Below are 14,155 nucleotides of genomic sequence, written 5' to 3'. Positions count from 1 at the left end.
TAGTCCGAATCAGGGTGGAATCCCTCGAGACAACCACGGACTTTGCAACCCCTCTGAAAGCCCCTATTTTACTGGCCTTCATAGCAATTTGTGTACTGTTATGCGCACCCCGAGATTGAGCAAATATGAGCTTCCCAAGCTCATGACGAGGGTTCGATTCCCTTCGCCCGCTCCAGACTCAAAAAGATAAAGCCCTGTTCTTACAGGGCTTTTTCGTTTCCAGGGTTTGGTGGTGTCGAAGAAGTATCGAAATCGACAGCGCTAACCAGCGGCACAAGCCATAGTGACAACCGCACAGACGGAAACTACCCCCACAACGAGTGGTAGCAGGAACTCGAACACCGAGCAAAAAATTGAGACAGGCTTGGCCAAAGAAAACCACACTCTGTTTTTCCTATGACCGGCCTCCTCATCATGGCGGACAGTCGCCTCAAAGGCACTATCGGACTGAAGAGTCCGGGGCACTCCTCAATTACGCCTACCCCGGCGCGCCGCGTGCGCCCTTGCAGGCGGGCATCACCTACACTTTCTGAGCGGCTCGGCAGGGCCCTCGAGGCGCGACGCCACCCCGGGCTGAAGGCGGGATACCGGGCGCCAACAGCCGCGCGGGCCGCTCCGTGCCATACACTGCTGCGCCTTCCGCTAACTAGGCACGGTTCGCGGCGTGTCGGAGGGTTTGCGATGCTTGATTACCTGCGTCGTTGGTTGACCTCCCCCTGGGGGCTCGCGGCGTTCCTCGGTGCGGCGTGCTTTACCGCCTCGGCCGAGACGCTGGTGACCCTGTTAGTCGACGAGAACTATCCACCCTACGCCTACCGGGCGGCCGACGGCTCGGCCGCCGGCATCTACCCGGATATCCTCCGCGCCGCGGAACCGCGGCTGCGCGGCTATCGCCTGAAACTGCAGCCCCTGCTCTGGCGTCGCGCGCTGGCCGAAGTCGAGGCTGGGGAGGCACTGGCGTTGGTTCCACCCTACGTCCGCCCGCATGAGCGGCCATTCATCGACCGCTATTCGGTACCACTGCTGGAGGAGCAGGTCGCCGTGTTCTGCAGGCAATCGGTGCTCGCCGAACGCCCACGGCAGCGCTGGCCAGACGACTTTTATGGGCTGCGTTTCGGCATCAACTTCGGCTCGCTTGCACCAGGCGCGGCGTACTGGCAGGCAGTGGAGCGCAAGCAGATCCTGATGGAGGAAGCGCCGGGGACCCGCTCAAACCTGCAGAAGATGATGCGTGGACGGATCGACTGCTTCGCCTTCGATCGCATCTCCACGCTCGGCGTGCTGGCCGATCTCAGACGCAGCGGCCGCTATGACGAGAAAAGGGATGAGCGCATCGCCGAAGGGCCGGTCGTCAACCGTGACACCGCGCACGTCGGCTACACCGGCCGCGACCGGGGACGCTTTCCGTTCAAGGAGGATTTCGCCGCGCAGCTGGACAAGGCGCTCGAGGCGCTACGCGACTCGGGGGAGATCGAGAAGATTGTCCGACACTACACGGACTGACGCGGCCCGAACCAATCAGGGGTGGCTCAGCAGCTTGCGCAGCGGCACGCCGTCCTTGAGCACCGGCGACTTGATGACGATGTAGCTGAAGTACTTGGATATGCCGATGTTCTTGTCCAGCAGTCCCTCCATCACTTCCTGATAGTGCTGGATGCTGCGAGTCATGAAACGCGCCAAGTAATCGTAACCACCACTGATCAAATGGCATTCGAGCACCTCATCGACCAAGCGAATATTGGACTCGAACTTGGCGAAGTCCTCGCGCTTGTGGTCGCTGAGGGTGATCTCGGTGAATACCGTCACCGATTCGGTAATCTTGGCCAGGTTGAGATGGGCGCTGTAACCGGAGATATACCCTGCCGCCTCGAGCCGCTTGACCCGTTGCAGGCAGGGGCTGGCCGACAGGCCCACGGCATCGGCCAGACTGACGTTGGTGATGCGACCGTCTTTCTGCAGCTCAACCAAGATGTTGATATCAATTCGGTCAAGCTTGACTAAACCTTCCATCGCACACCTCGCCAGTATTCTATGCAATCATTATTTTCAGTATCAGCGCCTTAGAGACCGCTGATGCTGCGCCACGAGGTCAGCCATACTGTTGATATGAAAGTCCGCTGGGCTCGACGGATCAAGTTCGGTGCCACCACGCTGGATCAGGCACAAGCCGCCTGCCACAGGCACTTCGGCGGACAAGCCGCAAACCAGCAGAATATCCTTGGGGTCGAGGTCGTTGGTCAACAACCAGGCGCGATCCTCCAACGGCTTGCTGGTCGGCGACAGAAAGTCTTCGGACAGGATCCCCAGACGCTCACAGAGTCCCTCGCGATCTGCGCTATCACGGTCCCCGTAAACCAGCAGCCGGTAAAACTTACGCAGGTACAGCATCGCGCCGGGCGCGTCCTCGTACAGCGGCCAGTCGCAGACCGCACGAGCGAAGCTCATGCCCTCTTCCCAATTGGCCTTGAGCCCGAGACGCTCCGCCAACTGGCGATGCGCGAAACACAACAGGCCGCTAAAGCCGAGTTCGGAGAAGCGTGGATAGAGCGCGCGTACCACCCGATCATATTCGGCCAGCACCTCCTCCCTACCCGGTACATCTGGATGCCCCTCGAGCAATGGTTGCAGTGCCGTCCAGATGCCAGAATCCCGATCGAACAGGGCTGCATCGCAATCGATCAGCAACGCACGGTAGTCAGTCAGCTCCATTGTCTAAAAGCCTCCCCCTAAAGCATTTGACACATGGCTGCTCGCGCAGGACGCCCGGTCGGCGCGGTGTATCACCGCGCCGACCGGGACCTGGCTTCAGCCCAGAACGCGCGACAGAGCCCCTTCGAGTATGTCCAGCGCTTCGTCGATCTGCGACTCCTCGGTGACCAGAGGCGCCAGGAAGCGCAGCACGTTACGGTGCACCCCGCACTTGATCACCAACAGGCCACCATTGCGGGCCTCATCGATGAGCTTCTGGTTGAGCTCGGGATCTGGGCTGTTGGCCGCGTCGTCCTTGACCAGTTCGATCGCCAGCATGAGGCCGGTGCCGCGCACCTCGCCAATCTGCGGATAGCGCGCCTGCAGGCGCAGCAGGCCCTGGCGCAGGCGCTCGCCCAGCTGGTCGCCGCGCGGCAGCAGCTGCTCACGCTCGTAGGTGTCGATCACCGCCAGGGCCGCGGCGCAGGCCAGGGCGTTGCCGCCGTAGGTGCCGCCGAGACCGCCGGGGGCCGGCGCGTCCATGATTTCCGCACGGCCGACCACGCCGGAGATCGGCATGCCGGCGGCCAGGCTCTTGGCCACGGTGACCAGGTCGGGCTGGATACCGGCATGCTGGAAGCCGAACCAGGTGCCGGTGCGGCCGAAGCCGGTTTGCACTTCATCGGTAATCAGCACAATGCCGTGCTTCGTGGTCAGTTCGCGCAGCGCCTGGAGGAACTCCACCGGAGCAGTGAGGAAGCCGCCATCGCCCTGTACCGGCTCGATGATGATCGCGGCGACGCGCTCCGGCGCAACCTGGGTGGCGAACAGCTCGTCCAGGGCCTGCAGGGCCATCTCGCTGGTGACGCCGCGGTAGGCATTCGGATAGGGGGTATGGAACACCTCGGGCGCCATGCCGAAATTCTGCTTGTAGGGCTGGCTCATGCCGGTCAGGGTGGTGCCGAGCAGGGTGCGACCGTGGAAACCGCCGCGGAAGGAGATCACCGCGGGACGCTTGGTATGGGCGCGAGCGATCTTCACCGCATTCTCCACCGCCTCCGCGCCGGAGGTGAACAGCGCCGCCTTGTGCGCGATGCCGCTGGAGCCGCCGACCAGTTCGCACAGGCGCTTCACCAGGTCGAGATAGGGCTGGTAGGCCACCACCTGGAAGCAGGCATGGGTGACCTTCTGCAGCTGCGCCTGGACCGCGGCGACCACCTGCGGATGGTTGTGGCCGATGTTCATCACGCCGATACCACCGACGAAGTCGAGGTAGCGCTTGCCCTCGACATCCCACACCTCGGCGCCCTGGGCTCGATCGATCACCAGCGGATGGGCGGTGACCAGGCCACGCGGCACGAACTGATCACGCTGCTGGAGCAGATAAGGGGTTTCTTCGCATTTGCTGTTCATGGCATCTCCCATAGTGAGCCGAGCAACCGGGAGGCGGCTGCGATGCGGATCAGGTTAAGCAATCGCGGCGAAGTTCTAAGCCGAACTTGGCCGCCGAGAGATACGGATCGACTGTTTTGCTCCCGGCAAACGGCAGAATCGGCCACGGCATGGAATCTGCCGGATCGGCCGCCAGAGAAGCCGGCGTGCTGCGGTCTGCGCGGCCATTTCGACATTTGCTGCTCCGGCGCTGCGGCACACTGAAGGCCTTCGCCTATAGGAGAACAATGTTCATGGCCCTGCTCTACAAAGCTGACCCGGTGCGCGGCGAACGCTGGCGCGCGCTGTTCGCCGAACAGGCACCGGATATCCCCTGGCGCGCCTGGCCGGATATCGGCGACCCGCGCGAGATCCGCTACCTGGCGGCCTGGCAGGCACCGGATAATCTCCTGGAGCTGCTACCGAACCTGCAGGTGCTGTTCGCCCTGTCGGCCGGCGTAGACCAGCTCGACCTGGGCCGCCTGCCGGAGGCCTTGCCGGTGGTGCGCCTGCTCGATCCCGGCATCACCCGGGGCATGTGCGAGTACGCCAGTTTCGCCGTGCTCGGCCTGCACCGGGACATGCTGCGCTACCGCCAGCAACAGGCCGAAAGACGCTGGCAGGCGCACCCGCTGCTGCCGGCGCATCAGCGCCGGGTCGGGATCATGGGCCTTGGCCTGCAGGCCCGGCAGATACTCGCCACGCTGCAACCCTATGGCTTCGCCCTATCCGGTTGGGCGCGCAGCCGGCACCTCATTCCCGATGTCGATTGCTTCGCCGGCCTCGAGCAACTGCCGGCCTTCCTCGGTCAGTGCGACATCCTGCTCTGCGTCCTGCCGCTGACCGAGCAGACCCAGGGGATTCTCGACCGCGAGCTGTTCCGCCACCTGCCCCGAGGCGCTGCCCTCGTCAACATGGGGCGCGGCGGCCACCTGGTGGAGCAGGACCTGCTCGATGCCCTGGCCAGTGGCCAGCTCAGCGCCGCGGTGCTCGACGTGCTGCAGCAGGAGCCTGCCGCGCCGGACCATCCGTTCTGGCAACACCCGCAGATTATGCTCACCCCGCATATCGCCGCGATGACCCAGCCGGAAAGCGCCTTCGCCGTGCTGCTGGACAATATCCGCCGCCATCAACGCGGTGAGCCCATGCTCGGGCAGATCGATCGACAGCAGGGCTACTAGTCGGCCAAGCAATCGAAACAGGAGTTAATGCCGCTCCCCGATTAAACGACCTGTGCACATGACTGACTCTGCACTAAGAGCAGCATTTAGTTCTGTCCCAGTGGCCGATACTGGATGCGCCGCCGGAGAGCGTAGGGCGCGGCATACAGGCGCAGCGAAAACCAAAGCCACCGCAAGAAGTCGAGCAGAGGAGAGGCACCGCAATGAAAGAGCTGCCGGTGGCGAACAGGCCTGTCGACGGAGAAGGGCTTTGGAGTCAGGTGCGCGCGGCTTACCCGAAGCAACAGCCCCTGCTTAATTTGAACAATGCGACCGTAAGTCTGCCGCCGCTGCAGATCGATAAGTTAGACCACTGGCTACCGACGAGCCGGGGCCGGTGAGCCTGTTCTCCATCGATGCTCTGGACGCCCGGAAGATCGAGAGGGAACTCCGGCAGTCCCCCACGAACGACAACAACTTCGTGCTCTTGCAAGTGCGAACTTTCCATTGAGGTAAGAACGATGAGTGCAGCGTCCCTGTATCCCGTGCGCCCCGAGGTGGCGGCCCGCTCGTTGACTGACGAGGCCACCTACCAAGCCATGTACCGGCAGTCGGTGGCCGACCCTGACGGATTCTGGCGCGAACAGGCCCAGCGGCTCGACTGGATCAAGCCGTTCACCCAGGTCAAGCAGACCTCCTTCGACGAGCACAACGTCGACATCGAGTGGTTTGCCGACGGCACCCTGAACGTGGCGCACAACTGCCTGGACCGGCATCTGGCCGAGCGCGGCGAACAGGTGGCGATCATCTGGGAAGGCGACGATCCTGCCGAGCACAAGAACATCACCTACCGCCAGCTGCACGAGCAGGTGTGCCGCTTCGCCAACGCCCTGCGTGGCCAGGGCGTGCAGCGTGGCGATGTGGTGACTCTCTATATGCCGATGATTCCCGAGGCGGTGGTGGCCATGCTCGCCTGCACCCGTATCGGCGCCATCCATTCGGTGGTCTTCGGCGGTTTTTCGCCCGAGGCCCTGGCCGGGCGCATCGGCGATTGCGGCTCGAAGGTGGTGGTCACCGCCGACGAGGGCGTGCGCGGCGGCAAGCACACGCCACTCAAGGCCAACGTCGATGCGGCCCTGGGCGACGCGGAAACCGCCAGCGTGGAGAGGGTCATCGTCTGCCGGCGCACCGGTGGCGAGATCGCCTGGAACCCCGGGCGCGACCTCTGGTACGAGGAGCTGGTCGAGGCCGCCGGCAGTGACTGCGCGGCTGAGGAAATGGGCGCCGAGGACCCGTTGTTCATCCTCTACACCTCCGGCTCCACCGGCAAGCCCAAGGGCGTGCAGCACACCACAGGCGGCTACCTGCTGTACGCCGCGCTGACCCACGAGCGGGTGTTCGACTACAGGCCTGGCGATATCTACTGGTGCACCGCCGACGTCGGCTGGGTCACCGGCCACAGTTACATCGTCTACGGCCCGCTGGCCAATGGCGCGACCACCCTGCTGTTCGAGGGCGTGCCGAACTACCCGGACATCACCCGCATGTCGCAGGTCATCGACAAGCACCGGGTGAATATCCTCTACACCGCGCCGACCGCGATCCGCGCCATGATGGCCCAGGGCGATGCGGCGGTGCAGGGTGCCGACGGCTCCAGCCTGCGCCTGCTCGGCTCGGTGGGCGAGCCGATCAATCCGGAAGCCTGGAACTGGTACCACGGCACCATCGGCCAGGGCCGTTGTCCGATCGTCGACACCTGGTGGCAGACCGAGACCGGCGGCATCCTGATCAGTCCGCTGCCAGGGGCTACAGCGCTCAAGCCCGGCTCGGCGACCCGGCCGTTCTTCGGTGTGCAGCCGGCCCTGGTGGACAACGAGGGCCGGCTGATCGAGGGCGCCGCCGAGGGCAACCTGGTGATCCTCGACTCCTGGCCGGGCCAAGCGCGCACCCTGTACGGCGACCACGGGCGCTTCGTCGACACCTACTTCAAGACTTTCAAGGGCATGTACTGCACCGGTGACGGCGCCCGCCGCGACGAGGACGGTTACTACTGGATCACCGGCCGCGTCGACGACGTGCTCAATGTCTCCGGGCACCGCATGGGCACCGCCGAGATCGAGAGCGCCCTGGTCGCGCACGCCAAGGTCGCCGAAGCCGCGGTAGTCGGTGTGCCGCATGACATCAAGGGGCAAGGCATCTATGTCTACGTCACCCTGAATCAGGGCGAGGAGCCGAGCGAGCAGCTGCGCCTGGAGCTGAAGAACTGGGTGCGCAAGGAGATCGGCCCGATCGCCTCGCCCGACGTGATCCAGTGGGCGCCGGGGCTGCCGAAGACCCGCTCGGGCAAGATCATGCGCCGCATCCTGCGCAAGATCGCCACCGCCGAATACGATGCCCTCGGCGATATCTCCACCCTGGCCGACCCGGGCGTGGTGCAGCATCTCGTTGAGATTAGAAGAACTACGAGCGCTGTGGACTAGTTTAGGGATTCATCAATGCTCCGCCCGGCAGCTTACCGGGCGGGTCTTCTGGCCTGTAGAACTGCACATCGCCGGTATGGGCCAGTCAGAAGCATGTTCCGCGTACTAGCGGATACTACCCTCCGCCATCGACACCGCGAACCCATGCTCGGCCAGGTCGACTACAAGCAGGTCTATGAGCGGCCTGCACGGCTGCGTGCCGCAAGGGGCACAGCGGAGCGAGAAGCGCTTCAGCATGAAGACTACCTAGTGATCTGACAGCTCGCGGCACACCGCAGCACCTGCTAGGAACCGGACAAGCTCAGCGCATCGAGCCAATGCCAAACGCATATTAGAACTCCCCTCCCCCGTTCGCGGAAACATTCTGCCGAACTCCGCCGCATAACCGCAGCGCCAGATCGCTTTCACAAGCAGAACGACAGCAGGTAGCGGTCGAAACCAGCATATTATTCGAATACGAATCATTATGATTAAGATACAATTCTGTCCCCCCCAGTCGAAGGACGCCGCCAGCAATGCGCCTTACCCCTATCGGGCTTTGCCTGCTCCATACGATCTCGCCGGTCGTATGGGCCGAACAACCATACGAAGATCAGCCACCCTCCTTGCAACTTGAATCCATGATTATCAGCTCATTCGTCGACGACGTGGAACGCGCCGACGGCCCGGTGAAGGGCTATCGGGCCACCCGCTCGGCCAGCGCGACGCGCACCGACACCGCGCTGCACGAGACGCCGCAGTCGGTCAGCGTCGTTCCCCGAGCGGTGTTCGAGGACAGCGGCGCGACCCGCCTGCAGGACGGTCTCGACTATGCCGGCGGTGTCGGTCGCGCCAACAACTTCGGCGGCCAGGGCCTGACCGGCTTCACCATCCGCGGCTTCAACAGCGGCGAGTTCTACCGCAACGGTTTTCCGATCAACCGCGGCTACCCGAACGCCCCGGACGCCTACAACATCGAGCGCCTCGAGGTACTGCGCGGCCCGGCCGCGACCCTCTATGGGCGCAGCGATCCGGGCGGTACCTTCAACGTGGTCTCCAAACAGCCCCAGGCCGAGCCTCAGGTATCGGTCGGCAGCCAGCTCAACGACCAGGGCATGCAACGCGGCACCCTCGACGCCACCGGCGCCCTGGATGAAGAAGGCAAGCTGACCTACCGGCTGAACCTACTGGGCGAGGGCGGCGAGAGCTTCCGCGAGCATGTCGAGAGCGAGCGCTACGGCGTGACGCCGGTACTCAGCTGGCAGCTCAACGATGCCACGCGGGTCACCCTGGAAGCGGAGGTGCTGCGCAACAATCACCCGCTGGATCGTGGCCTGCCGCACTTCCCCGGGCAGGTCGGCACGCCCTCGCGGGAAACCAACCTCTGGGGCAAGGGTAGCGACAACCTGCTGCACAACGACAACGAGATGCTGCAGCTGCGCTTCGAGCATTGGCTGAACAACGACTGGACCCTGGCCGGCGGCGTGCAATACCTGGAAGGCACCCTGCAAGGCAATGCCATAGAGGGCAACGCCCTGCAGGCCGACGGCCGCACCCTGGGCCGCAACTTCAACGGACGCAGGCTGGCCTGGGACGACCTGGACGTGCAGCTGAACCTGACCGGTCGCTTCGACGCCCTGGGCCTGGAGCACACGCTGCTCACCGGCGTCGAGTACGAGGACTACCACTACGACCTGATCATTCGCCGCTCCGCCGGGGGAGCCGACGCCTATGCGGTCGACATCTTCGACCCGCAACTCGACCAGCCGCGCCCGGCCCTGACGCGGACGCCGGCCGACGACAGCGAGACCCTCGAGAGCAAGGCGGTTTTCCTGCAGGACCAGGTGGACCTGAGCGCACGCCTCAAGGCCCTGGTCGGCGTGCGCTTCGAGCACTATGCGCAGGACTTCCACAACCACCTGCCAGGCAGGACCGGCTGGAGCACGGAGGACCACGCCACCACCCCGCGGGCCGGCCTGATCTATCAACTGACCGACAGCCTGAACCTCTACGCCAACGCCTCGCGCTCCTACAAACCCAATCACGGCGCGAGTCGCCAAGGCGGCGGTTTCGCTCCGGAACAAGGCAAGGCCTACGAGCTGGGCGTCAAGTGGCAATCGCTCGACCAGCGGCTGAGCGTCGATGCGGCGCTCTATCACATCGTCAAGCAGAACGTCCTGACCGTCGACCCGCTCGACTCGACCTTCAAGGTCGCCACGGGCGAGGCGCGCAGTCGCGGTTTCGACCTGAACATCGCCGGCAACCTCACCCCCGAGTGGAAGGTCATCGGCGGCTACGCCTACGTCGATGCCGAAGTGACCAAGGACAGCACGGTTCCCGACGGCACGCGCCTGGCCAACGTGCCGCGCAACAGCCTCAGCCTGCTGAACCTCTACGAATTCCAGGACGGCGCCGCCAAGGGCCTGGGCCTGGGCCTGGGCGTGAAGTACGTCGACGAGCGCGCCGGCAAGACCCTGCCGGACGCCTTCGAGATGCAGGGCTATACGGTCGTCGACCTGCTGAGCCACTACCAGCTGAGCCCGCAGATCCGTCTGAACCTCGACGTGAAGAACCTGTTTGACGAGGAGTACGAGGAAGGCGCCTTCCTCAACTACGCCTACCCCGGCGCACCGCGCACCGCTCAGCTCGGTATCGCCTACACCTTCTGACTAGCCAGGGCGCTTGCTCGAGCAGGGCCAAGCGCCGTCACCCAGCGAACGCCAGGCTGAACGAGCAATCCCAGCGCTCACCGGCTGGGTTCACGCAGCTAGATGCCGACAGCCTTCAGCTGAAGCGGATAGGACGCATCGTAACGAGTCACGATGCGATAGATGACACCCTCCCGCTCAAGGTCGGCCAGGATGGCGTCTAGGTGTTTCTTGAAGTCTTCCTTGTAGGGATAGGCCCGCGGTCTGCTGCGGCTATAACCGAGATGCCCCTCCTCACCGGAAAGCCAGGGGCCTTCGACTATCCAAGTGAGGCCCATTTCCCCGAGCACACCATTGCTGTGCATTCGCTCCAGCTCCCAGAGAACGGCACGCCGATCGTTGATATAGGCGTCCAGGCGCCCACGATAGAGCATGGCCAGGCTGGTGCGATTGTCCTTGACGCGGACCTGGTGCAACTCGCCCCTCCCCAGCATGCGCTGGTAGTCCTGATCGAGGATATTGATGAAGCCGCTGTTCTGACCGATGCGCAAGCCGACATAAGCTTGCGGAAATGGCTTGTCGCTAAGTTTACGAGCCACGTCGGCACGCACGAAGACGACCAGTTTCTCTCGCAAGATCGGCCGCGAGTAATCCATCCAAGGCCGCTCGCTGGTGCGCTTGTAAGGCGGATAGAGGGCAAAGGCACGGCCCTTGGCCAGCTCTGCCAGCGCCCGCGTCCAGGGCAAGGGGCGAATGCGCACGCGATAGTCAGGCATGCGGGCGAAGGCCACGCGCAGGATGTCGGCGTAGATCCCTTTGGCCTCGCCCTCCTCGGCATAGCTGTAGGGTGGGTAGCCGGCATCGCAGAGGATCACCACATCTACCGGTGCGCGCGCCCAACTCGTGGCATGCAGGACACAAGCCAGCGACATGACCAGCAATCTACCCATATCCAGCCCTCAGATGGCCCGGCTGAACGATCCCTGTTTCGATACCGCATCTATACGCAAAAAAAAGCCCGCAGCATGAACGGGCTAAAAGGGTGACAACACACACAGGGTTCAGAGCAGCGCAGCGATCGCCTTGCCGACATCCTGGGTTGAGCCCTGGCCGCCGAGATCGGGGGTGATCGGACCTTCGGCGATGACCCGCTCGATGGCCTTGAGGATGCCGTCGTGGGCGGCGCGGTAACGCTCGTCGCCAGCACCGAGGAAGTCCAGCATCAGCGCGCCGGACCAGATCATCGCGATGGGGTTGGCGATGTTCTGGCCGTAGATGTCCGGTGCCGAGCCATGCACCGGCTCGAACAGCGAGGGGAAGCGCCGCTCCGGGTCCAGGTTGGCCGACGGCGCGATGCCGATGGTGCCGGCGCAGGCCGGGCCGAGGTCGGAGAGGATGTCGCCGAACAGGTTGGAGGCCACCACCACGTCGAAGCGATCCGGCTGCAGCACGAAGCGCGCGCAGAGAATGTCGATATGCTGCTTGTCCCAGCTCACCTCGGGGTAGTGCTCGGCCATGCGCTCGGTGCGCTCGTCCCAGTACGGCATGCTGATGGAGATGCCGTTGGACTTGGTCGCCGAGGTCAGGCGCTTGCGCGGACGGGTCTGCGCCAGGTCGAAGGCGAACTTGAGAATGCGGTCGACGCCGCGGCGGGTGAATACCGCCTCCTGCAGCACCAGCTCGTTGTCGGTGCCCTCGAACATCCTGCCGCCCACCGAGGAGTATTCGCCCTCGGTGTTCTCGCGGATCACCACGAAGTCGATGTCGCCCGCCTCGCGCCCGGCCAGCGGGCACGGCACGCCGGGGAACAGACGCACCGGACGGATGTTCACGTACTGGTCGAAGTCGCGGCGGAACTTGAGCAGCGAGCCCCACAGCGAGATGTGATCCGGCACCTTGTCCGGCCAGCCGACGGCGCCGAAGTAGATGGCGTCGAAGCCCTTGAGCCGGTCGAACCAGTCCTCGGGCATCATCTGCCCGTGCTCCAGGTAGTAATCGCAGTTGGCCCACTCGAGCACTTCGATGCTCAGGTCCAGGTCCCACTTGCGCGCGGCCTGCTCCAGCACGCGCAGCCCCTCGGGCAGCACTTCCTTGCCGATGCCGTCGCCGGCGATCGCGGCGATTCTGTATGTCTTGCTCATGCCTTTCGTCCCCTAGGAGTCGCCTCAGCCCAGCAGCCCACCGATGTGGAACGCCTTGATTTCCAGATATTCGTCCAGCCCGTACTTGGAGCCCTCGCGGCCCAGGCCCGACTGCTTGACGCCGCCGAACGGCGCCACTTCCATCGAGATCAGCCCGGTGTTGAGGCCGACCATGCCGAACTCCAGCCCCTCGGCGAAACGCCAGGAACGACGCAGATCCTGGGTGAAGAAGTAGGCGCCGAGGCCATAGGGCGTGGCGTTGGCCATGGCCAGCGCCTCTTCCTCGGTGGAGAAACGCATCAGCGGCGCGACCGGGCCGAAGGTTTCCTCGTTGGCCAGCAACATGCCGGGATGGGCCTCGGCCAGCACGGTCGGGCGGACGAACTGACCGTCGCCTTCGGGCATGCCGCCGCAGAGCAGGCGGGCGCCCTGGCTCAGGGCATCGTCGATGTGACGAGCGACCTTGCTCACCGCCGCGGCGTTGATCAGCGGGCCGATGGTGGTGCCGGCCGCCAGGCCGTCGCCGACCTTGAGCTTGCCCACCTCCTCCACCAGGCGCGCGGCGAAGCGCTCGTAGATGCCGTCCTGGACCAGGATGCGGTTGGCGCAGACGCAGGTCTGCCCGGCGTTGCGGAACTTGCTCTGCATGACGCCGGCGACCGCCTGATCGAGGTCGGCATCGTCGAACACGATGAACGGCGCATTGCCGCCCAGCTCGAGGCTCAGGCGCTTGATCTGCTCGGCGCTCTGGCGCATCAGCAGGCTGCCCACGGCGGTCGAGCCGGTGAAGGAAATCTTGCGCACGGTCGGGTTGCCGGTCAGCTCTTCGCCGATACCGGCCGGCATGCCGGTGACCACGTTGAACACCCCGGCCGGAATGCCGACGCGCTCGGCCAGCACCGCCAGCGCCAGCGCCGACAGCGGGGTCAGGTCGGAGGGCTTGACCACGATCGGACAGCCGGCCGCCAGGGCCGGCGCGCACTTGCGGGTGATCATCGCATTGGGGAAGTTCCACGGCGTGATGGCCGCACACACCCCAACCGGCTGCTTCAGGGTGAGCAGGCGACGATCGCCGCTGGGCGCGGGAATGGTCTCGCCATAGACGCGGCGCGCCTCCTCGGCGAACCACTTGACGAAGCTGGCGCCGTAGCGGATCTCGCCCTGGGCTTCGGCCAGCGGCTTGCCCTGCTCGCAGGTCATGATCAGCGCCAGGTCCTCGAGGTTGTCGAGCATGGCCTGATACCAGCGCTCGAGCAGCGCCGCACGTTCCGCGGCGGGGCGCGCGCGCCAGGCCGGCCAGGCGCGCTCGGCGGCCTCGATGGCGCGGCGGGTTTCGCCGCCCTGCAGGGCCGGAACCCGGGCGATGCACTCGCCGCTGGCGGGGTTGATCACGTCCAGCGTGGCGGCGTTGTCGGCGCCTACCCACTGGCCATCGATATAGGCGTGTTCCACCAACAGGCTGGGATCTTTCAGACGATTCTTCAACATGGGTCGAGTCCTGTTCCGAGACAGTCTTCAGTCTATTGAGTCGCTACAGGCGAGGATGCTGAAAGCACCTGCCGAGCAGTGAGGGGGATGCTGAAATTCGTCCGCCAACGGCAGGCTCTGCCGAGGCTCGACCAGGGGCG

Annotated in this window: 10 protein-coding genes; 4 read left to right on the top strand and 6 right to left on the bottom strand. The window is 64.6% G+C overall.

From position 1 onward, the window contains the following. Positions 1 to 681: 681 nt before the first annotated feature. On the top strand, positions 682 to 1,503 hold the full coding sequence (locus SBP02_RS05340) for a substrate-binding periplasmic protein (protein WP_318645362.1): 822 nt from the start codon (positions 682 to 684) through the stop codon (positions 1,501 to 1,503). A gap of 15 nt (positions 1,504 to 1,518) precedes the next feature. Here SBP02_RS05340 and SBP02_RS05335 read toward each other — a convergent pair whose 3' ends face one another. The 3 genes from SBP02_RS05335 to gabT all read right to left on the bottom strand — a co-directional run bounded on the left by SBP02_RS05335 (position 1,519) and on the right by gabT (position 4,101). Beyond that, positions 1,519 to 2,010, bottom strand: a complete 492-nt coding sequence (locus tag SBP02_RS05335) for an Lrp/AsnC family transcriptional regulator (protein WP_318645361.1) — start codon at positions 2,008 to 2,010, stop codon at positions 1,519 to 1,521. A gap of 42 nt (positions 2,011 to 2,052) precedes the next feature. Then, a complete protein-coding gene (locus tag SBP02_RS05330; RefSeq protein WP_318645360.1) occupies positions 2,053 to 2,709 on the bottom strand; it encodes an HAD family hydrolase in 657 nt (218 codons plus the stop codon). Between the two features lie 96 nt (positions 2,710 to 2,805). Continuing rightward, entirely contained in the window at positions 2,806 to 4,101 is a 1,296-nt protein-coding gene (gene gabT, locus SBP02_RS05325) for a 4-aminobutyrate--2-oxoglutarate transaminase (protein WP_318645359.1), read from the bottom strand. A 272-nt stretch (positions 4,102 to 4,373) separates the two neighbouring features. Between gabT and SBP02_RS05320 the strand changes: the two genes are divergently transcribed. The 3 genes from SBP02_RS05320 (at position 4,374) to SBP02_RS05310 (ending at position 10,407) form a co-directional block, all read left to right on the top strand. Then, positions 4,374 to 5,300, top strand: a complete 927-nt coding sequence (locus SBP02_RS05320) for a 2-hydroxyacid dehydrogenase (RefSeq protein ID WP_318645358.1) — start codon at positions 4,374 to 4,376, stop codon at positions 5,298 to 5,300. A gap of 500 nt (positions 5,301 to 5,800) precedes the next feature. After that, positions 5,801 to 7,759: an acetate--CoA ligase gene (acs, locus tag SBP02_RS05315; RefSeq protein ID WP_318645357.1), complete on the top strand. Its 1,959-nt coding sequence runs from the start codon at positions 5,801 to 5,803 to the stop codon at positions 7,757 to 7,759. 515 nt (positions 7,760 to 8,274) lie between these two features. Next, positions 8,275 to 10,407: a TonB-dependent siderophore receptor gene (locus tag SBP02_RS05310; protein WP_318645356.1), complete on the top strand. Its 2,133-nt coding sequence runs from the start codon at positions 8,275 to 8,277 to the stop codon at positions 10,405 to 10,407. Between the two features lie 98 nt (positions 10,408 to 10,505). Here SBP02_RS05310 and SBP02_RS05305 read toward each other — a convergent pair whose 3' ends face one another. The 3 genes from SBP02_RS05305 to SBP02_RS05295 all read right to left on the bottom strand — a co-directional run bounded on the left by SBP02_RS05305 (position 10,506) and on the right by SBP02_RS05295 (position 14,015). Next, positions 10,506 to 11,336: a substrate-binding periplasmic protein gene (locus tag SBP02_RS05305; RefSeq protein ID WP_318645355.1), complete on the bottom strand. Its 831-nt coding sequence runs from the start codon at positions 11,334 to 11,336 to the stop codon at positions 10,506 to 10,508. 111 nt (positions 11,337 to 11,447) lie between these two features. Further along, positions 11,448 to 12,527: a tartrate dehydrogenase gene (locus SBP02_RS05300; RefSeq protein ID WP_318645354.1), complete on the bottom strand. Its 1,080-nt coding sequence runs from the start codon at positions 12,525 to 12,527 to the stop codon at positions 11,448 to 11,450. A gap of 24 nt (positions 12,528 to 12,551) precedes the next feature. Beyond that, positions 12,552 to 14,015 carry an NAD-dependent succinate-semialdehyde dehydrogenase gene (locus SBP02_RS05295; protein ID WP_318645353.1) on the bottom strand — a complete coding sequence of 488 codons (1,464 nt, stop codon included), beginning with the start codon at positions 14,013 to 14,015 and terminating at the stop codon, positions 12,552 to 12,554. Between the last annotated feature and the right edge of the window lie 140 nt (positions 14,016 to 14,155).

It is taken from the genome of Pseudomonas benzenivorans (assembly GCF_033547155.1).
Classification (GTDB): domain Bacteria; phylum Pseudomonadota; class Gammaproteobacteria; order Pseudomonadales; family Pseudomonadaceae; genus Aquipseudomonas; species Aquipseudomonas benzenivorans_B.
The sequence above is the reverse complement of the archived record's forward strand: the minus strand, read 5'-3'. Positions and strand labels throughout refer to the sequence as shown.

Bases quoted from the DNA above. Each gene is read 5' to 3' on its own strand.
- SBP02_RS05330 (WP_318645360.1), bottom strand. From the start codon at position 2,709: ATGGAGCTGACTGACTACCGTGCGTTGCTGATCGATTGCGATGCAGCC.
- SBP02_RS05320 (WP_318645358.1), top strand. From the start codon at position 4,374: ATGGCCCTGCTCTACAAAGCTGACCCGGTGCGCGGCGAACGCTGGCGC.
- acs (WP_318645357.1), top strand. From the start codon at position 5,801: ATGAGTGCAGCGTCCCTGTATCCCGTGCGCCCCGAGGTGGCGGCCCGC.
- SBP02_RS05305 (WP_318645355.1), bottom strand. From the start codon at position 11,336: ATGGGTAGATTGCTGGTCATGTCGCTGGCTTGTGTCCTGCATGCCACG.
- SBP02_RS05300 (WP_318645354.1), bottom strand. From the start codon at position 12,527: ATGAGCAAGACATACAGAATCGCCGCGATCGCCGGCGACGGCATCGGC.
- SBP02_RS05310 (WP_318645356.1), top strand. From the start codon at position 8,275: ATGCGCCTTACCCCTATCGGGCTTTGCCTGCTCCATACGATCTCGCCG.
- SBP02_RS05340 (WP_318645362.1), top strand. From the start codon at position 682: ATGCTTGATTACCTGCGTCGTTGGTTGACCTCCCCCTGGGGGCTCGCG.
- SBP02_RS05335 (WP_318645361.1), bottom strand. From the start codon at position 2,010: ATGGAAGGTTTAGTCAAGCTTGACCGAATTGATATCAACATCTTGGTT.
- SBP02_RS05295 (WP_318645353.1), bottom strand. From the start codon at position 14,015: ATGTTGAAGAATCGTCTGAAAGATCCCAGCCTGTTGGTGGAACACGCC.
- gabT (WP_318645359.1), bottom strand. From the start codon at position 4,101: ATGAACAGCAAATGCGAAGAAACCCCTTATCTGCTCCAGCAGCGTGAT.